The sequence below is a fragment of the Hydrogenophaga sp. SNF1 genome (assembly GCF_034421675.1).
GTDB lineage: Bacteria > Pseudomonadota > Gammaproteobacteria > Burkholderiales > Burkholderiaceae_C > Hydrogenophaga > Hydrogenophaga borbori.
Window position 1 is genome coordinate 2,269,158 of record NZ_CP139793.1, and the last position, 18,220, is coordinate 2,287,377.

Here is an 18,220-nt window from a genome sequence, read left to right on the forward strand (position 1 = left end):
GGAGCGGCGTCAGGCGGCTGCGGCCTGGGCGGCCCGCAGCCAGCCCAGCCCGGCCGAGGTGCCCCCGGGCACCGCGCCGCGGCTGGGGCGGTACTCGCAGCCGATCCAGCCGTCCCACTGGCCGGTGGCCATGAGCTCGTCGATCACGCCGAACAGGTAGGGGTGGTTCAGCTCGCCCAGGTCGGGCTCGTGGCGCTGCGGCACGCCGGCGATCTGCAGGTGGCCGACGCGCCCCGTGGGCAGGTACCGCCGCAGCTTGGTGGCGACGTCGCCCTCGACGATCTGGCAGTGGTACAGGTCCATCTGCACTTTCAGGTTGGGCGCGCCGACCGCGTCGAGGACCTGGTGCGCGTGGTCCTGCCGGTTGAGGAAGAAGCCGGGAATGTCGCGCGGGTTGATCGGCTCGATGAGGATGTCGCGCCCGGCGCGGGCGGCCTGTTCGGCGGCCCAACGCAGGTTGTCCAGGTAGGTGGCCTGCATGTCCTCGCGCCGCAGGCCCGGGGCCACCAGGCCGGCCATGGCGTGCAGGCGGGGGCAGTCCAGGGCGTCGGCGTAGCGCAGGGCCAGCTGAACCGCCTCGCGGAACTCGGCCTCGCGGCCGGGCAGGGCGGCCAGGCCGCGCTCGCCGGCGTCCCATTGGCCGGGCGGCAGGTTGAACAGCACCTGGCGCAGGCCGTTGGCCTGGAGGCGGGCGGCGAGCTCGTGCGCCGGGTAGGCGTAGGGAAAGAGGAATTCGACGGCCTCGAAGCCGTCGCGCGCGGCGGCCTCGAAACGGTCCAGGAAGTCGAGCTCGGGATAGAGCATCGACAGGTTGGCGGCAAAACGGGGCATGGCAGGGGTCCGGTGGTCAGTGCGCGGCCGCGGGTCGGTGCGCGCCGTCTGGGGGCGGGGTGGTCAGCGAGAAGGCCCGGGTGAAGAAGTCTTCGCCGCCGAAATTGCCCGATTTGAGCGCCAGCCAGAGCGGCGCGCCAGCGGCGGCGGCGGCCGTGGCGTGGCACCAGGGCACGCCGGGGTCGATCTGCGGGCCGATCTGCAGCCGGGCGATGCCCAGCGCCTGCACACAGGCGCCCGAGGTCTCGCCGCCGGCCACGATGAGCCGGCGCACGCCGGCCCGCACCAGGCCGCTGGCGATGGCGGCGATGCAGCGCTCCACCAGTTCACCCGCCTGCGCGCCGCCCAATTGCGTCTGCGCGGCGCTGACCGCCTGCGGCGGCGCGGTGGAGTACAGCAGCACGGGCCCGCTGCCCAGGTGCGGCGCCGCCCAGGCCAGGGCCTCGCCGACCACGTCCTCGCCGGCGGCAATGCGCAGCGGGTCGAGCTGGAACGCCGGTCGGCCGCTGGCGATGAAGTGCGCCACCTGCTGGTTGGTGGCCTGCGAGCAACTGCCCGAGACGATGGCCTGCGCGCCCGCCACCGGTGGCAGCGCGCTGGCCCGCGCCGAGGGCACCAGGCCGGCGTTGGCCGGCAGCGCGATGGCCACGCCGGAGCCGGCCGTGAGCAGCGGCAGGTCGGCCAGGGCCGGGCCCAGGCGCAGCAGGTCGTCATTGGACAGCGCGTCGACCACGGCGATGCCCACGCCCTGCTGCCGCAGCGCCTGGATGCGTTCGCGCACGGCCGCGGCGCCCGCGGCCACCACGCGGTAGTCGATCAGCCCCACGCGGCGGCGGCACTGGGCCTGCAGCACGCGCACCAGGTTGGCGTCGGTCATGGGCGTGAGCGGGTGGTCCTTCATACCGCTTTCGTTGAGCGGCACGTCGCCCACGAACAGGTGGCCCTTGAAGACGGTGCGGCCGTTGTCCGGGAAGGCCGGCGTGGCGATGGTGAAGTCGATGCCCATGGCGTCCATGAGCGCCTCGGTCACCGGGCCGATGTTGCCGGCGGGCGTGCTGTCGAAGGTCGAGCAGTACTTGAAGTAGATCTGGCGCGCGCCCTGCTCGCGCAGCCAGCGCCAGGCGGCCAGCGATTGCTCGACGGCCTCGGCCGCCGGGACGGTGCGCGACTTGAGCGCGACCACCACCGCGTCGATGCCCGCCTCGACGGGCTCGCGCGGCACGCCGATGGTCTGCACCACCCGCATGCCGGCGCGCACCAGGTTGTTCGCCAGGTCGGTGGCGCCCGTGAAGTCGTCGGCGATGGCGCCCAGCAGGAGGCTCATGGCAGGGGCCTCGGCAGCTCGATGCCGGGGAAGATCTTGATCACGGCGCTGTCGTCTTCTTTGGCAAAGCCCGCGGTGGAGGCCTGCATGAACATCTGGTGCGCGGTGGACGACAGCGGCAGCGGAAACTTGCTGGCGCGGGCCATGTCCAGCACCAGGCCCAGGTCCTTGACGAAGATGTCGACCGCCGACAGCGGGGTGTAGTCGCCCGCGAGCACGTGGGCCATGCGGTTCTCGAACATCCAGCTGTTGCCCGCGCTGTGGGTGATGACTTCGTACAGCGCGGCCGGGTCCACGCCTTCGCGCAGGCCCAGTGCCATGGCCTCGGCCGCCGCGGCGATGTGCACCCCGGCCAGCAGCTGGTTGATGACCTTGACCTTGCTGCCCGCGCCGGCCCGATCGCCCAGGCGGTAGACCTTGCCGGCCATGGCCTCGAGCACGGCCTCGGCCTTGGCGTAGGCCTCGGGCCGGGCGGCGGTCATCATGGTCATCTCGCCGCTGGCGGCCTTGGCCGCGCCGCCGGAGATCGGCGCGTCGATGTAGAGGATGCCCAGGCGCGCCAGCCGCTCCTCGAAACCGATGGACACGCCCGGGTCCACCGTGGAGCACATGACGAAGACGCTGCCGGGCGCCATGGCCGCGGCCAGGCCGCCTTCGCCGAACAGCACGCTCTCGGTCTGCGCGGCGTTGACCACCACGCTGACCACCACCTCGCTGCCCGCGCCCAGCTCGGCCAGGCTGGCGCAGGCCTGGCCGCCATCGCGAGCGAAGGCCTGCGCCACGTCGGTGCGCAGATCGAACACCCGCGGCGCGAAGCCCGCCCGGCGCAGCGATGTCGCCATGCCCAGGCCCATGGCGCCCAGGCCCACCACTCCCACTCGGCTCATATTGGTTTCTTCCACAACTCTCAACTCAGGAAATCGACGACGGCGTCGCTGTTCGTCAGCATCATCAGGTGGCCGCCGGGCGCCTCGGCGATCGGCCAGCCGGCCTCGCGCGCGATGGCGGCGTAGCGCAGGTAGGGCTGCGGCGAGCGGTCGCTGGCCAGCAGGTAGCGGCCCGGGAAGCCGCGCACCTCGGCCTGCGGCGCGGTGACGGGTTCGGCGAAGCTGCGCAGCGGCTGCGGCGTGAGCTGGCGGGCCACGGCCTGCGCCATCTCGTCCGAGGGCAGCTGGAACTGCGCCACGTCGGGCGGGGGCATCCACCAGCCTTCGCCGCGCGAGGCGGCTTGCGCCACGTAGCGCGCAGCGGCCTCGGGCGTGGTGAGCTCCAGCATGCGCTGGCCAGGCGAGGGGATCACCGCTTCCAGCCAGGCGATCTCCACCAGGCGCTCGCGCAGGCGGTGCAGCAGGGCCGGGCCGAGCAGGCCGGCGTAGGAGTGCAACACCAGGGTTACGCCGCGCAGGTCGAGCGCCTCGATCAGCGAGGCGACGTCGTCCACATGGGTGTCGGCGCTGGTCTCCCGGCTCAGCCCGGCGCGGCGGTGCGCCAGGCCGCTCAGCGTGGGAGCGTAGCAGCGCCGGCCCTGGCGTTCGAGCTTGTCGGCCACCTCGCGCCAGCACCAGCCGCCATGCCAGGCGCCGTGCACCAGCACCAGCGGTCCGTGGTTCTTCGGTTCCATGGGCGGGGCGATTCGTGTTCAGCCGTGGCTGGCCTGGGCGGCCATGCCGTTGGCGTCGAAGCCGGCACCCACGGCCTTGGCTTTTTCGGCCAGCGCGGCGTCCCATTTCACGCGGCCCGGCGTCTTGCCGCCCAGGATGGACACCAGCATGCCGCCGCTGGCCGGGTCCTCGCCGTCCAGGCTGCGGAAGGCGCGGTGCACGAAGGGTGGCACGCTGATCGTGTCGCGCGGCCCCAGGGTGACGGTGTGGGTCTGGCCGGTGGCGCCGTCGATCCAGTCGAACTCCCAGCGCCCGGCCTGCACCACGAAGACCTCTTCGCTGTCGTGCCAGTGCAGGGCCGCGCCGCAGCCTTTGGGCGCGACGATGTAGTCGACGTGGAAGTTCTCGGCCGCGGCGATGCTGGGCTTGAAGTTCGGGTCGTCGGTGACGCCGGAGCCGATCACGCTGTAGAGCGTGCGCTCATGGCCCTTGACGTAGGTATCAACGAAGGCGCGCGGGCTGGCGGGGATGGCGCCCCAGCGCGCCACGCGCCGGGCCATGTCGTCGGGCGAGCAGGGCTGCGACGGCGCGACGTAGTCGTTCCAGGAGTCGATCAGTGCTTGTTTGTCCATGGTGGGTCCTCGAAGGTGGCGGGCTCAGCCCTTGACCGCGCCCGCGGTCAGGCCGGTGATGATCTGTTTGGCGGCGACGAAGGTGAAGATCAGCGGCGGCAGCGCGATCAGCACGCCGGCGGCCATGATCTTTCCCCACTCCACGCCGGTGTCGGTGATGTAGTTGGAGATGGAGGCGGGCAGGGTGCGCGTGATGCGGTTCGTCAGGATGAAGCCCAGGATGAACTCGTTCCAGGCCAGCCGGAAGGTGAAGATGGCGGCCGCGGCCAGGCCGGGCTTGAGCAGCGGCAGCACGATCTTGTAGAACACCCGGAAGGGGCCGCAGCCGTCGATGGCGGCGGCTTCCTCCAGCTCGATCGGCAGCTGGTCGATGAAGCCGTAGAGCAGCCAGATGGTGAAGGGCAGGTTCAGCGCCACGTACACCAGCACCACGCCCGACAGCGTGTCGCCGATGCCCCAGGCCGACCAGATGACGAACACCGGCACGGCCAACACCGCGGGTGGCAGCGTGCGCAGGATCAGGGTCGAGTAGCTCAGCGGCTCGCGGCCGAGGAAGCGAAAGCGCGCCATGGCGTAGGCGCACATGGTGCCCAGCATCAGGGTGATGAGCGTGGCCGCCAGCGAGACCTTCAGGCTGTTGAGCATGTAGCGCTCGATGTGGTTTTCCTCCACCACCGCGCGGTAGTTGTCCAGCGTGGGCGCGAACAGCCAGGACCACTGGGTGTCGAAGATCTGCGCCTCGGTCTTGAGCGAAGTCATGGTCATGATGACCAGCGGCAGCAGGCAGGCCGTGGCCAGCAGCGCGAGCATCAGGTAGTGCAGCGGCGAGCCGCGCGGCACCGAGGTGGGATGGCTCATCGGCGGGCCTTGGCTTTGAGGGGGTTGGAGATCAGCAGGATCGCGAGCGACAGCGCCGAGACGATGACCAGCAGCAGGATGGACAGTGCCGAGGAGTAGCCCAGCTTCTGGCTGATGAAGGCCGCCTTGAAGATGTGCAGCGAGAACAGTTCGGTGCTCAGGCCCGGGCCGCCGAAGGTCATGACGTAGATCACCTCCAGGCCGCGGAAGCCGTCGATCATGCGCGCCAGCAGCGTCACGATCAGGATGGGCTTGAGAATGGGCAGCTTGACCCGCACGATCTGCTGCCAGGCGCTGGCGCCGTCGATGCGGGCGGCTTCGATGACGCTTTCGTCCAGGCCCTGCAGGCCGGCCAGCACCATGATGAGCACGAACGGCGTCCACTGCCAGATGTCGGTGATCACCATGGCGCTGAAGGCCAGGACCGGGTCGGCCAGCCAGGCCTGGGGCGACAGCCCCAGCCAGGCGCTCAGGTGGTTGATCGGGCCGAAGTTGGCGTCGAACAGGTAGCGCCAGATCAGGCCCACGCAGATCGGCGCGACCATCATGGGCAGCACGAAGACCGTGCGGAAGAAGCGCATGCCGCGCACGGGCTTTTCCAGGAACAGCGCGAGCGCGATCCCCAGCACCAGTTCGGCCGACACGGCGATCAGCACGAAGGCGACGGTGATGCCCATGGAGGTCCACACCTGCGTGGACGCCAGCATCTCGGCGAAGGCCTGGAAACCGACGAAGCGCGCGCTGTCGAAGTCGGTGCCCAGGGGCCAGTCGTAGAAGCCGAGCCGCACGGCGCTCAGGATGGGGTACACCAGCCCGGCCAGCATGACCAGCACGGCCGGCAGGATATAGACGTACGGCGTCAGGCGCGCCAGGCGGGCGGAAGGCATCGGGGCGCGGTCCTCAGGCCTTGAGCCAGCCGCCCTGGCGGACGACGTCCTCGGCGGCCTTCACCACCGCGTCCAGCGCCTGCTTGGCCGGCTTGCCGCCGGTGATCACGTCGGGCAGCGCCTGGCCGAGGATCTGCTGGCTGATGTGGTCCCACTCGGGGATCAGCGGGCGCCAGTCGGGGTTGGCGATCTTGAGCGACTCGCGCAGCGCCGGCAACTCGATGGGGTACTTCCTGGCGACGTCGGCGTTGTCCAGCGTGCTCCAGCGGTTGATGTTGCCGCCCGCCAGTGCGATCTTCAGGTCGGCTTGCTTGCTGGTCATCCACTGCATGAAGAGGAAGGCGGCGTCCTTGTTGCGCGCGTTCTTCGGGATGGCCATGGCGAAGCCGCCGCTCTGCGCCGAATGCTTGCTGCCCTTGGGGTGCACCGCGTAGGCGATCTTGCCCGCGACGCGGCTCTTGGCCGGGTCCTGCGCCGGGCCGAAGATGGACACGGAGTCGAGGTACATCGCGGCCTGGCCCTGCAGGAAAGCGTTCTGCATCTCGCCAAAGCCGTAGCTGGGAATGCCGGCGGGGCCGGTGTCCACGATTTCCTTCAGGATCTCGGCGGCGCGCACGCCCTGGGCGTTGTTGAAGGCCGCGCGCCACTGGCTGTCGAACACCTCGCCACCATTGGGGGTGAGGTGCAGCAGCCAGGCGGCCGTGACCTGATGGCCGGTCTGCCCGCGCGAGGTCAGGCCGCCGATGCCTTCCTTGTCCTTCATCAGCCGGCACGCGGCCAGCAGCTCGTCGTAGGTCTTGGGCGCGGCGAGCTTGTGCTTGGCGAACAGGTCGGTGCGGTAGGCCAGCACACCGGTCTCGGCGCCGAAGGGAATGCCGTAGGGCCGCGCGCCGGGGCCGGGCAGGTACATCTTGGGGCCACCCACCAGGGCGTTCGTCTCCCAGTAGCGGTCGATGATGTCCTTCTGGTCCCAGGCGGGATCGGCCAGGGCGCTGTTGGCGAAGTAGCCGTCCAGGGGCTGCAGCAGGTCCTTCTTGACGTACTCGGTCTTCCACATCACCACGTAGACCACCACGTCGTAGTCGCCGTTGCCGCGCTTGCCCATCTCCAGCACCTGCTTGTCCTTCATGCGCAGGTACTGCATCTTGTCGCGCTCGACCTTGATGCCGGTCTCGGCCGTGAACTCGGCGAACAGCTTCTCGGCCTGGTCGTAGTGCGGATGGGCCGGGTAGTTGACGACGATGGTCTGGCCCTTGTACTTGGCGTAGCGGTCCTGGGCCAGGGTGTGCACCCAGGGGCCCAGGGCGGCGCCCGCGGCGGCGCCTTGAAGCAGTTGGCGGCGTTTCATGCTGTGTCTCCTGTTGTGGGTGGGGCGGATCGGATCAGAGGCCGAGCGAGCGGCCGTGCTCGCCCGGTTCGAAGGCATGGAGGCTGTCGAGCGGTGCGTGCACCGCGACGGTCTGGTTGATGAGGCCGGTGTGGTTGCCCGGCGCGCTGAGGGTGAGTTCGCCGGCCTCGCCCGGCAGCGAGCCGCTGAGCACGCTCTCCGTGCCCAGGTACTCGCAGACCTTGACCTGCAGCCGCAGGCCCAGGCCGTGTTCGCTGGCGCCCAGGCGCAGGGCCTGCGGGCGAACGCCCAGCACCACCGGGCGGCCGGTGAAGCGCCGCGCGTGCGGCGCCATGGCGGCGGGCACCTCGCAGGCGAAGTCGCGGCCCACGAAGCGCAGGGGCCCGCCGCCGTCGTGGACCTCGGCGTCCAGGAAGTTCATGGTCGGGCTGCCGATGAAGCCGGCAACGAAGCGGTTGAGCGGACGGTTGAAGACCTCGTCCGGGCTGCCCATCTGCTGGATGCGGCCCTGGTCCATCACCACGATGCGGTCGGCCAGCGTCATCGCCTCGACCTGGTCGTGCGTGACGTACACCGTGGTCTTGCCAAGCCGGCGGTGCAGCAGCGCGATCTCGATGCGCATGTGGCCGCGCAGCTTGGCGTCCAGGTTGGACAGCGGCTCGTCGAACAGGAAGACCTTGGGCTCGCGCACGATGGCGCGGCCCATGGCCACGCGCTGGCGCTGCCCGCCCGAGAGCTCGCGCGGCTTGCGCTCCAGCAGGTGCTGGATGTTGAGCACCTGGGCCGCGGCCTGCACGCGCTCGGCGATCACCGCCTTGGGCGTGCGCGCCAGCTCGAGCGCGAAGCTCATGTTCTGCGCCACGTTCATGTGCGGGTACAGGGCGTAGTTCTGGAACACCATGGCGATGTCGCGGTCGGCGGGCGTGGCCGCCGTCACGTCGCGGCCGTCGATCACGATGTGGCCCGAACTGGGCGATTCCAGGCCGGCGATCATGCGCAGCGTGGTCGACTTGCCGCAGCCCGAGGCGCCCACCAGCACGATGAACTCGCCAGCCTCGGCGCTCAGGTCCATCGCCTGGACCACCTGGACATCGCCGAAGCGCTTGGCGACTTTCTGGAGTTGCAAATAGGACATCAGTACGCCAGGGCTTTGGTGGAAGGGCCGGCCTCATGCAGCTCGGCGGCATCGAAGGTCAGTTCGATCGTCAGACCGACGGGGTCGATCAGGAAGATCTGGTGCAGCGGGGCGCCGGGCACGGGCGCCTCGCGCCAGTCCAAGCCCTGCGCCTGCAGGTGCTCGCGCGTGGCCTTCAGGCCGGTGGCGCGCAGCGAGACGTGGTTGAACTTGCCCGTGGGCAGGGCGGCGGGCGCGGCGGGCTCGCCGACCGGCTCGTTGCCCGCCAGGTGCACCAGGGCCTGGCCCTGCGCGTACAGCCAGTGGCCGGGGAAGTCGAAGGCCGGGCGATCGCCCTCGCGCAGGCCCAGCACGCGCGTGTAGAAGTCCAGCAGCTCGGGCAGGCGGGCCGCGGCCACGCGCAGGGTGAAGTGGTCTATGTGTTCGAGCCGCATGTCGCTTGATTGATCCGGTGATATGGTCATCATATGACTTGGTTTCAGCCATCGGCATCGGGAAATCCCTAGGTGGGAGCGGCCGGGCTCAGCGCGGCGCGTCGGGCGCCCGGTCCACCATGAGCGCGCGCGCCAGCACCGCGCCTTCCTGGCGCCAGAAGGCCGGGTCGGCCTCTTCGATGCGGCGGATGGCGTTGTTCATGTGGTTGAAGGCGGCGGCGCGGGCGGCGGCCGAGTCCTGGTCCTCGATGGCGGCCAGGATGGCCTCGTGCTCGTCGCGCACCTGGCGCGCGAAGTCGCCGCGCCGTGCCTCGTTGGCCCGCGTCACGCGCGTGGCGCCGTGCAGGAAGCGGCTGAGGTACTGCAGGGTGCTCAGCAGGAAGGGGTTCTTGGCCGCCTCGGCGATGGCGCGGTGGAAGGCCACGTCCTCGCGCACGCCGTCGCCACCGGCCTGCACGGCCTGGTCGAGCGTGGCGATGGCGTCGCGGATGGCCTGCACGTCGGCCGCGGTGCGGCGCTGCGCGGCCAGGCCGGCGACTTCGGCCTCCAGGGCGCGGCGCACCTCCACCATCTGGATCACCGCCTCCTTGGACACCGCGTAGCTGGCGTCGAAGCTCAGGGGGGGGATGCTGGCCTCCAGAACGTAGACGCCGCTGCCCTGGCGCGACTCGACCAGTCCGATCGATTTCAGGCGCGAGACCGCCTCGCGGACCACGGTGCGGCTGACCGAGAACTGCTCGGCCAGCTCGGGCTCGGTCGGCAGCTTGTCGCCGGGGCGCAGGCGGCCCGAGCGGATCTCCGCGCTCAGGGTGTCCGCGACCCGCTCCGACAGCCGCGCGCCCGGGGCGATGGCGGGAAAGGGCGATGAACCCGACATAATGGCCTCTCCTGAATTCATCCTACGACTTTATCGCATGAGCCCCGCCTTGCCCACGTTCCTCGTCGACGCCCTGGCGCACTGGGGTCCGCGCTGGCACCAGGACATCACGGCCGGCCGCGACGCCATGTTCGAGGCCTGGGCGCCGCTGCTGGCGGCCTCGGCGCTGGCCCCGACGGCGCGGGACCTGCCGTATGGCGAGGACCCGCGGCAGGTGCTCGACGTCTACGCCCCCCAGGTCGAGTGTTCAGGCGGCGGGCCGGGCGTGCCCATCCTGGTGTTCGTGCACGGCGGCGCCTTCGTGCGCGGCGACAAGGAGCAGACGCCCTGGATCTACGCCAACGTGCCGGCGGAATTTTCCCGCCATGGCTACCTGGCGTTCAACGTGGAGTACCGGCTGGCGCCCCAGTCGCCCTGGCCGGGCGGCGCCGAGGACGTGCGCGAGGCCTTGCGCTGGGTGGTGCGCCACGCCGCGCGCTGGGGCGGCGACCCCTCGCGCCTGTTCCTGATGGGGCATTCCGCGGCCTGCGCCCATTGCGCCAGTGCGCTCTGGGACGCGCGGGTGCGCCCCGACGGCGGCCTGCCCGTGGCCGGCCTGGTGCTGGTGAGCCCGCGCGTGGTGGCCGACACCCGCGCCGACAACCCCAACGCGCACGGCGTGCGCGCCTACTATGGCGAGGATGAGGCCCTGTACGCCGGGCGCGAACCCCTGGGGCAGGCGCGCGCCGACGCCCCGCCCACCTTCATCGCCCTGGCCCAGTACGAAAACCCCTTGCTGGACTTCTATGCGCTCGCGCTGGCGCAGCGCCTGGCGGTGGTGGCGGACCGGGACAAGGGGCCCATGCCGCGTGTCGTGCAACTGATGGACCACAACCACGTGAGCATCGTGGCGCAGTTCAACACCCCCTTCAACGCACTGGGCGGGCCGATCCGCGACTGGTTCGCACGCGTGCTGGCCGGCCAGTACGCCGGCGCGCCGGCCCTCAGCGCCTGAGCGCGGGCGCGGCGCCCGTCACCTCGGCCGCCGGTGCGTCGGCACGGCGCGCGTAGCGCTGCGCCAGCACGGCGCAGACCATGAGCTGCATCTGGTGGAACACCATCAGCGGCAGCACGATCGCGCCGGCCACGCTGGCCGAGAACAGCACGTTGGCCATGGGCACGCCGGTGATCAGGCTCTTGGTCGAGCCGCAGAAGACGATGGCGATCTCGTCCTCCTTGGCGAAGCCCAGCCGGCGGCTGCCCCAGGCGGTGAGCACCAGCACCACGGCCAGCAGCAGCGCGCACACCGCCAGCAGGCCGGCCATCGCCGACAGCGGCAGCTGCGACCACAGGCCGTCGACGACGGCGTGGCTGAAGGCGGCGTAGACCACCAGCAGGATGGAGCCCTGGTCCACCACCTTCATGACCACGGCGCGGCGCTGCAGGAAGCCGGCGATCCAGGGGCGCATCAGGTGGCCGACGACGAAGGGCAGCAGCAGCTGCAGGCTGATGCGGCCCACGGCCTCCAGCGGATCGCCCATGGCGGCGTCCTGCGTGAGCATCAGGCTCAGGGCCACGGGCGTCAGGAACACGCCCAGCAGCGTCGAGGCCGAGGCGGCGCAGACCGCCGCCGGCACGTTGCCGCGCGCCATGGAGACGAAGGCGATGGCCGATTGCACGGTGGCGGGCAGGGCGCACAGGTAAATGACCCCGGTGTAGAGGTCCGGCGTCACCAAGGGGCGCAGCACGGGCGCCAGCGCCCAGCCGAACAGCGGGAACAGGGCGAAGGTGGTGGCCACCACCATCAGCTGCAGCCGCCAGTGCCCGATGCCGGCAAAGATGGCCGGGCGCGAGAGCTTGGCCCCGTGCAGGAAGAACAGCAGGCTCACGGCCGCCTTGGTGGCCCAGGCCAGCGCGTCGGCGAACACGCCCTGGGCCGGGAACAGGCTGGCCAGGATGACGGTGGCGATCAGGTAGAGCGTGAAGTTGTCGGGCAGCAGGCGGGAGCGGGCCATGGGAGAGCGCGGGCAGCGTGGTGGGCGATGAAGCGCGTGATTGGACCCGAGCGGTCAGCCAAAGAGAAATGAATTTGTGTGATCCATATATGATTCGGAATCATGAATGTGAGCTTGCGCCAATTGCGGGTGTTCCAGGCCGTGGCCGCGCATGGCAACTTCACCAAGGCCGGCGAGCACCTGGGGCTGACGCAGCCGGCCGTGAGCCGCTGCGTCACCGAGCTGGAGCACCAGCTGGGGCTCAAGCTGCTCGACCGCACCACGCGCGAGGTGGCGCTCACCGCCGCTGGCCGCAGCCTGGCGGCCCGCCTGGAGCGGGCGCTGGATGAGCTGGACGCCGTGCTGCTGGACGTGCGCGGCCTGGCCACGCAGCGCCAGGGCCGGGTGCGCGTGGCCAGCAGCCCCACGCTGTCGGCCCACCTGCTGCCCGAGTGCATCGCGCGCTGCCAGCGCGAGCACCCCGGCCTGGACCTGGTGCTGCTGGACCGCATGCAGAACGACGCGCTGGCCAGCGTGCTGTCGGGCGAGGTGGACTTCGGCGTCGTGATCGACCCCGGACCGCACGAGGACCTGCACGCCGAGGCCATCCTGTCGGAGCCCTTCTGCTTCGTCGGTCCGTCCGGGCACCGGCTGGTCCGCCGGCGCACGGTGCGCTGGGCCGACCTGGCCGGCGAGCCGCTGGTGCTGCTGGACCACGCCTCGGGCAGCCGGCGGCTCATCGACGAGGCCTTGCGCGCACACGGCGTGCAGGCGCAACTGGCGCAGGAGGTGGGCCACGTCACCACCATCTACCGCATGCTGGACGCCGGCCTGGGCGTGTCGGTGGTGCCCACGCTGGCCCTGCCGCCCAGCGGCCTGCCGGGCCTGCAGGCCCGGCCCCTGTCGCCGCGCGTGGAGCGGCGCATCCTGCTGGTGCGACGGGCGCGGCGCGTGCTGGCCCCGGTGGCCGAGCTGGCCTGGCAACTGGTGGCGCGCGTCGCGGCCGAGCGCGCCGCGGCCTAGGCGCGATCGGCTACCGACCGTTGGCGCGGGCGGCGGCGCGCTGCTGCCAGCGGCTGGCGAAGCCGCGCATCTCGGCCAGCCGGCGCGCCAGGTCGGCGCCTTGTGGGGTGAGCCGGTAGCCGCTGCCGTTGTGGTCGATCAGGCGCGCGGCGCGCAGCTCCTTGATGCGGGTATTGAGCGTGTTGGGTGTGATGCCGCCCACGCTGTCCTGCAACAGGCGAAAGGTCTGCGGGTGGCCGTCGGACAGGGCCCAGAGCACGCGCATGGCGTAACGCGATTCCAGCAGTTCGAACAGCTGGGTCACGGCTTGCTGGTCCTTGCTCATCGGCGGTCTCCTGGCGCGGCCTGGACTGGGCTCTTCGCGCGTGTCTCGGATGAGCACTATAGGCAGCAAGCCGCCCGCTACCAAGTTGCTAGCTGTGTGCGGTGCAGCAATGTCGCGCCGCCGTCACCCGGGTTTGCCCCGATGGGCGCGGCGCGGGGCTTCAGATGGCGTCGTCGCCCAGGCCCTGCGCGGGGCCGCGGCGGTACACCTTGCGCAGCAGGCCAATGAGGGTCTGCACCTCGTCGGGCGTGAGCGCGCCGGTGGCTTCCGTCTCGAGTTCGGTGGCCGTCGCCTGGGCCTGGCGGTGCAGCTTCTGGCCGGCGGGCGTGAGGTGCAGGCCCTGGGCCCGGCGATCGCTGGGGTGGGGCTTGCGCACGACCAGGCCGCGCGCGTGCAAGGCCTTGACCATGCCCACCAGGTTGGGCGGCAGGATGTCCAGCGCGGCGCAGATCTGGCGCGAGGTGACGCCCGGGTTGTGCGCGATCACGGTGAGCACGGAGAAGTCCACCGGCCGCAGGCCATAGGGCGCCATGCGGCGCAGGAACACCGCGATGACGGTGAGGGCCGCGCGCCGCGCGTTGTAGCCCACCAGGGTTTCCAGGAAGTGGGTGTCGGGCAGGCCGTCGCCAGCGCCGCCGGCGTCATCGCCCGGCGGGCTGCCTTTGCGCGCGCCGCGGGGGCGGCGCATGGCGTTGGCGATGGAGACGTCGCTCATGCGGAGCTCGAGCGGGGGCTCAGTGGCACAAGGCCTTGATGTCCTCGGGCACGGGGATGGCGCGGATGCGCGAGGCGTCGGCCGGGTCGCGCTCGCAGAAGGCGCGCACTTCGGTGCCTTCGCACAGCAGGGTGTCGCCACGCATCACGCGGTGCTGGTGTTTGAAGACCTTGGCGCCCCATTCGATGACGCTGGTGTGCACCTGCAGGCGCTCGCCGTAGGTGGCGGGCTTCATGAACTTGGTGTGGATCTCCAGCAGCGGCGTGCCGATGATGCCGCGCGTCTTGACCAGTTCGCGCCAGGGCTGCACGCCGCACTTGACGAAGAAGTTCAGCGAGGACGCGTCCATCCACTTGCTGAAATTGGGAAAGAAAACGATGCCGGCGGGGTCGCAGTCGCCGAACATGACTTCCACTTCATAGATCTGGGTTTTGCTCATCGGGGGGCCATGCGAAGCGCGCCGTCGAGACGGATCACTTCGCCATTCAGGTGCGTATTGGTGACGATGTGCGCGGCCAGGGCGGCGAACTCCTCGGGCTTGCCCAGGCGCGGCGGGAAGGGGATGCTCGCCGCCAGCGAGGCCTGCACCGCGTCGGGCAGCTGGCGCATCAGCGGCGTGGAGAACAACCCGGGCGCGATGGTACACACGCGGATGCCGTGCTGCGCGAGGTCGCGCGCCATGGGCAGCGTCATGCCGACCAGCCCGCCCTTGGAGGCGCTGTAAGCCTGCTGGCCCACCTGGCCGTCGAAGGCGGCCACGCTGGCGGTGAACAGCATCACGCCGCGTTCGCCGTCCTCCAGCGCATCGAGCTTCGCGCAGGCGGCGGCGAACAGGCGGCTGGCGTTGTAGGTGCCGATGAGGTTGACCTGGATCACCTTGGCGAAGTCGTCCAACGGCGCGGCGCTGCCGTCCTTTTGCACCACGCGCTTGGCGGTGCCGATGCCGGCGATGTTCATGAGCAAACGCGCCGGGCCGTGCGCGGCGGCGGCCGTGTCCAGCGCCGCCTGCACGCTGGCGGTGTCGGTCACATCGCACTTCACCGCGATGCCGCCGATGTCCTGGGCCACGCGCTGCGCGCCTTCCAGGTTGACGTCGAGCACGGCGACCTTGGCGCCCAGGCGGGCGAGCTCGCGCGCGGTGGCTTCGCCCAGGCCCGAGCCGCCGCCGGTCACGAGCGCGGCCTGTCCTTCGATCTTCATGCGTGTCTCCTCTGTTCGGTGGTGGGAAGCAGGGTGTTGGCCGCCGCGCCCGCGTGCAGGGCGGCGACGAGTTCGGCGCGGTGCTTGAGCACGGCGCGCTGGTTGATGGAGCCCTTGTCGGTGACCTCGCCCTTGTCGATGCTGGGCGGTTCGGCCAGCAGGATCAGGCGCGCCACGCGCGTGGCGCTGCCGGTGGCCGTGGCCGCCAGGTCATTGAGCACCTGCTGGAAGTGCCCGAGCACCTTGGGGTGCGCCAGCACCTCGGCCAGCGGGGCCTCGGGCCCCAGGCCGGCCAGGCCGCGCACCGCACCGGTGGGGAACAGCATGGCGCCCACTTCGCGCTCGTTCAGGCCGGTGATGACCGCGTCCTGCACGAAAGGCGCGCCGGCCGCGATGATCTTCGCGCGCAGCGGGCCCACGCTGACGAAGGTGCCGGTGGCGAGCTTGAAATCCTCGGCGATGCGGCCGTCGAAGCGCAGGCCCAGGTTCGGCCGCGCGGGATCGATCCAGGCCACCGCGTCGCCGGTGCAGAAGAAGCCTTCCTCGTCGAAGGCCTCGGCCGTGGCCTCGGGGCTGCGCCAGTAGCCGGGCGTGATGTTGGGGCCGCGGTAGCGCACCTCGGTCTTGTCGCCACTGGGCACCAGCTTGAGCTGCAGCCCGGCCGCGGGCAGGCCCAGGTCGCCCGAGCGCACCTCGGGCCGCGTGATGTACAGGCCGAAGGGACCGGACTCGGTCATCCCCAGGCCGGTGCCCATCACCACACGCTCGCCGATGGCCTGCTCCTGCACGCTGTGCAGCGTGTCCCACACGGGCTGCGCGAGCGCGGCGCCGGCGTAGAAGAACAGGCGCACGCGGCTCAGCAGGTTCGTGCGCAGCACCTCGTCGGTCTTCATCGCATTGGCGATGGCCTCGAAGCCGGTGGGTACGTTGAAGTAGACGGTGGGCGCGATCTCGCGCAGGTTGCGCAGGGTTTCGCCGATCAGCGCGGGCGTGGGCTTGCCGTCGTCGATGTAGAGCGTGCCGCCGTGCATGAGCGTGAGGCCCACGTTGTGGTTGCCGCCGAAGGTGTGGTTCCAGGGCAGCCAGTCCACCAGCACCGGGGGCGTGTGCGGGTCGGCCAGCACGGGCATGCTCTGCGCCATCTGCTGCTGGTTGGCGCACCACATGCGCTGGGTGTTGATGACGGCCTTGGGCAGCTTGGTGGAGCCCGAGGTGAAGAGGAACTTGGCGATGGTGTCGGGGCCGGTGGCGCGCATGGCCGCGTCCACGGCCGGCGTGGGAGCGGTGGCGCGCAGCGCCGCGAAGCTGGTGGTGGCGCGGCCGGGCACGCTGCCGCTGGCGGTGACGATCTCCACGTCCTCGCCGAGGGTGGCGAGCAGGGCGCGTTCGTAGCGCGGCGCGTCGGCGGCGAACACCAGGCCGGGCGTGAGCGTGTTCACCAGGTGGCGCAGCTTGTCGTAGTCCTGGCTCACCAGCGAGTAGGCGGGCGAGGCCGGCGCCCAGGGAATGCCCGCGTACAGGCAACCCAGCGCGATCTGCGCATGCTCCAGGTCGTTCTCGCTCACGATGAGCACGGGGCGTTCGGCGCTCAGGCCGCGGTCGAGCAGGGCCTGGCCGATGCAGCGCGCGGCGTCCAGGGCCTGGGCGTAGCTGAGCCGGACCCAGTCGCCTGTGCTGCCGTCGGCGTTCTTCGCGCGGCGCGCCATGAAGGTGCGCTCGGGCGCGGCGCTGGCCCAGTGCACCAGGCGGTCGGTCAGGCGGTGGGGAAAGGCGTGCAGCGGCTGGCGGGCCTGGAGGTAGGCGGTGCCGTCGGCCGTGTGGCGCAGTTCGGCTTCGGTGATGCCGAAGTCCAGCGCCCGGTAGCGGGGCGCTGCGCCGTCGCAAGCCTGTGCGCTGCGCGCTGCGGCGCGAGCGCCTTCGGGCGGCCGGGTGGCGCTCATTGCTTCTTGACCTTCGGGCCGCGGCCTTCCAGGAACTCGCGCACGCGGGCCTTGGCCTCGGGGGCGTCCTGGACGATGGCGGAGATCAGGGCCTCGGTGAAGAAGCCATGGTCGGCCGTTTGGTCGGCGATGCGCGGCAGCGCCTGCATCAGCGCGTAGTTGGTGAGCGGCGCGTTGCTGGCGATGCGCGTGGCCAGCTCCAGCGCCTTGTCCAGGGCCGTGCCCTGGGGCACCAGGTACTGCGCCAGGCCGGCGCGCTCGCCTTCCTCGGCGTTGAGCACGCGGCCGGTGAACATCATGTCGGCCATGCGCGCGGTGCCGATCAGGCGCGGGATGCGCACCGAGCCGCCGCCGCCGACGAAGATGCCACGCGAGCCTTCGGGCAGCGCGAAGAAGCTGGAGGTGTCGGCCACGCGCAGGTGGCAGGCGCTGGCCAGTTCCAGGCCGCCGCCCACCACGGCGCCGTGCAGCGCGGCCACCACGGGAACGGGGCCACGCTCCACCTGGTCCAGGGCGTGGTGCCACATGCGCGAGTGGTGCAGGCCGGCGGCGGCGTCGCGCTCGCTCAGCTCGGACAGGTCCAGGCCGGCGCAGAAGTGTTCGCCATGGCCATGGATGACGGCGGCGCGCACGCTGTGCGGCATGCCCTGGAAGACGTCGCGGATGGCAAGCACCAGGCCGTCGTTGAGTGCGTTGCGCTTGCTGGGGCGGTTGAGGGTGATGAGGGCGATCTGCTGCTGGTCTCCGCGCAGTTCGATCGTCAGGTCGTTGGTCTGGATGGGCATGGGAAAGGGCCGCTGCGGCTTCTTGTGAAGGTGTCGGATTATTGTTATAAACGATAACCAAATTCAACCGTTTCCCTCTGAAAGAGGGTGCGGGTTTTCCCTTACGTGGAGACGTGCTCTTGGCTGCGATGGCTGGGTGCTTTGTTCGCTTGGGTGGTGGGCTTCAGGTCTTGTTGGCGCCGACGGGGTTGGCGGGCCGAGGGCTTGGGCTGTGCCGCCGAGAGTTCCGATGCGCAGCCCTTCGCTGCGCGAAGGGTGCCCTGCGGTGCTCGGGTGGCCGGCCCCGCGGCATCACTCACTGCACGCCTCGGCTGCGCATAGGCGCCCCCAGC

20 protein-coding genes are annotated in these 18,220 nt (G+C 70.9%); 2 read left to right on the top strand and 18 right to left on the bottom strand.

Going from position 1 to position 18,220, the window contains the following annotated elements:
- Window positions 1–9: 9 nt before the first annotated feature.
- The 11 genes from otnI to SOM08_RS10835 all read right to left on the bottom strand — a co-directional run bounded on the left by otnI (window position 10) and on the right by SOM08_RS10835 (window position 9,927).
- Window positions 10–831: a 2-oxo-tetronate isomerase gene (gene otnI, locus SOM08_RS10785; protein ID WP_322470655.1), complete on the bottom strand. Its 822-nt coding sequence runs from the start codon at window positions 829–831 to the stop codon at window positions 10–12.
- Between the two features lie 16 nt (window positions 832–847).
- Window positions 848–2,155 carry a 3-oxo-tetronate kinase gene (gene otnK / locus SOM08_RS10790; protein WP_116957937.1) on the bottom strand — a complete coding sequence of 436 codons (1,308 nt, stop codon included), beginning with the start codon at window positions 2,153–2,155 and terminating at the stop codon, window positions 848–850.
- Window positions 2,152–3,057, bottom strand: a complete 906-nt coding sequence (gene ltnD, locus SOM08_RS10795) for an L-threonate dehydrogenase (protein WP_342768992.1) — start codon at window positions 3,055–3,057, stop codon at window positions 2,152–2,154. The genes otnK and ltnD overlap by 4 nt, the downstream gene beginning before the upstream one ends.
- Before the next feature lie 5 nt (window positions 3,058–3,062).
- Complete coding sequence (locus SOM08_RS10800; protein ID WP_322470656.1) at window positions 3,063–3,776, bottom strand: alpha/beta hydrolase family protein; 714 nt, start codon at window positions 3,774–3,776, stop codon at window positions 3,063–3,065.
- 18 nt (window positions 3,777–3,794) lie between these two features.
- Entirely contained in the window at window positions 3,795–4,388 is a 594-nt protein-coding gene (locus SOM08_RS10805; protein WP_116957939.1) for a cupin domain-containing protein, read from the bottom strand.
- 24 nt (window positions 4,389–4,412) lie between these two features.
- A complete protein-coding gene (locus tag SOM08_RS10810; protein WP_070397795.1) occupies window positions 4,413–5,246 on the bottom strand; it encodes a carbohydrate ABC transporter permease in 834 nt (277 codons plus the stop codon).
- Window positions 5,243–6,133: a sugar ABC transporter permease gene (locus SOM08_RS10815; RefSeq protein ID WP_322470657.1), complete on the bottom strand. Its 891-nt coding sequence runs from the start codon at window positions 6,131–6,133 to the stop codon at window positions 5,243–5,245. Before SOM08_RS10815 ends, SOM08_RS10810 begins: the two co-directional genes overlap by 4 nt.
- Before the next feature lie 13 nt (window positions 6,134–6,146).
- Window positions 6,147–7,481 carry an extracellular solute-binding protein gene (locus SOM08_RS10820; protein ID WP_116957941.1) on the bottom strand — a complete coding sequence of 445 codons (1,335 nt, stop codon included), beginning with the start codon at window positions 7,479–7,481 and terminating at the stop codon, window positions 6,147–6,149.
- A gap of 34 nt (window positions 7,482–7,515) precedes the next feature.
- Window positions 7,516–8,616, bottom strand: a complete 1,101-nt coding sequence (locus tag SOM08_RS10825; protein WP_116957942.1) for an ABC transporter ATP-binding protein — start codon at window positions 8,614–8,616, stop codon at window positions 7,516–7,518.
- Window positions 8,616–9,050 (bottom strand): VOC family protein, encoded by a 435-nt coding sequence (locus tag SOM08_RS10830; protein WP_322470658.1) that lies wholly within the window; start codon window positions 9,048–9,050, stop codon window positions 8,616–8,618. The genes SOM08_RS10825 and SOM08_RS10830 overlap by 1 nt, the downstream gene beginning before the upstream one ends.
- Window positions 9,051–9,138: 88 nt before the next feature.
- On the bottom strand, window positions 9,139–9,927 hold the full coding sequence (locus SOM08_RS10835) for a FadR/GntR family transcriptional regulator (protein ID WP_116957944.1): 789 nt from the start codon (window positions 9,925–9,927) through the stop codon (window positions 9,139–9,141).
- 37 nt (window positions 9,928–9,964) lie between these two features.
- On the opposite strand from SOM08_RS10835, the gene SOM08_RS10840 reads away from it, so the two are divergent.
- Window positions 9,965–10,921 carry an alpha/beta hydrolase gene (locus SOM08_RS10840; RefSeq protein WP_181936423.1) on the top strand — a complete coding sequence of 319 codons (957 nt, stop codon included), beginning with the start codon at window positions 9,965–9,967 and terminating at the stop codon, window positions 10,919–10,921.
- Here SOM08_RS10840 and SOM08_RS10845 read toward each other — a convergent pair.
- Window positions 10,911–11,921, bottom strand: a complete 1,011-nt coding sequence (locus SOM08_RS10845; RefSeq protein WP_116957945.1) for a bile acid:sodium symporter family protein — start codon at window positions 11,919–11,921, stop codon at window positions 10,911–10,913. The genes SOM08_RS10840 and SOM08_RS10845 overlap by 11 nt on opposite strands.
- A gap of 102 nt (window positions 11,922–12,023) precedes the next feature.
- Between SOM08_RS10845 and SOM08_RS10850 the strand changes: the two genes are divergently transcribed.
- Complete coding sequence (locus SOM08_RS10850; RefSeq protein WP_116957946.1) at window positions 12,024–12,923, top strand: LysR family transcriptional regulator; 900 nt, start codon at window positions 12,024–12,026, stop codon at window positions 12,921–12,923.
- A 10-nt stretch (window positions 12,924–12,933) separates the two neighbouring features.
- Here the strand turns inward: SOM08_RS10850 and SOM08_RS10855 are convergent, their stop codons facing one another.
- The 6 genes from SOM08_RS10855 to SOM08_RS10880 all read right to left on the bottom strand — a co-directional run bounded on the left by SOM08_RS10855 (window position 12,934) and on the right by SOM08_RS10880 (window position 17,888).
- Window positions 12,934–13,248, bottom strand: coding sequence for a winged helix-turn-helix transcriptional regulator (locus SOM08_RS10855; protein ID WP_116957947.1), 315 nt, complete (start codon window positions 13,246–13,248; stop codon window positions 12,934–12,936).
- Between the two features lie 160 nt (window positions 13,249–13,408).
- Complete coding sequence (locus tag SOM08_RS10860; protein ID WP_116957948.1) at window positions 13,409–13,963, bottom strand: MarR family winged helix-turn-helix transcriptional regulator; 555 nt, start codon at window positions 13,961–13,963, stop codon at window positions 13,409–13,411.
- Between the two features lie 19 nt (window positions 13,964–13,982).
- A complete protein-coding gene (locus SOM08_RS10865) occupies window positions 13,983–14,402 on the bottom strand; it encodes an acyl-CoA thioesterase (protein ID WP_070398706.1) in 420 nt (139 codons plus the stop codon).
- A complete protein-coding gene (locus tag SOM08_RS10870; protein ID WP_116957949.1) occupies window positions 14,399–15,163 on the bottom strand; it encodes an SDR family NAD(P)-dependent oxidoreductase in 765 nt (254 codons plus the stop codon). Before SOM08_RS10870 ends, SOM08_RS10865 begins: the two co-directional genes overlap by 4 nt.
- Complete coding sequence (locus tag SOM08_RS10875) at window positions 15,160–17,103, bottom strand: feruloyl-CoA synthase (RefSeq protein ID WP_116957950.1); 1,944 nt, start codon at window positions 17,101–17,103, stop codon at window positions 15,160–15,162. The genes SOM08_RS10870 and SOM08_RS10875 overlap by 4 nt, the downstream gene beginning before the upstream one ends.
- Complete coding sequence (locus SOM08_RS10880) at window positions 17,100–17,888, bottom strand: crotonase/enoyl-CoA hydratase family protein (RefSeq protein WP_181936424.1); 789 nt, start codon at window positions 17,886–17,888, stop codon at window positions 17,100–17,102. Before SOM08_RS10880 ends, SOM08_RS10875 begins: the two co-directional genes overlap by 4 nt.
- Window positions 17,889–18,220 lie beyond the last annotated feature (332 nt).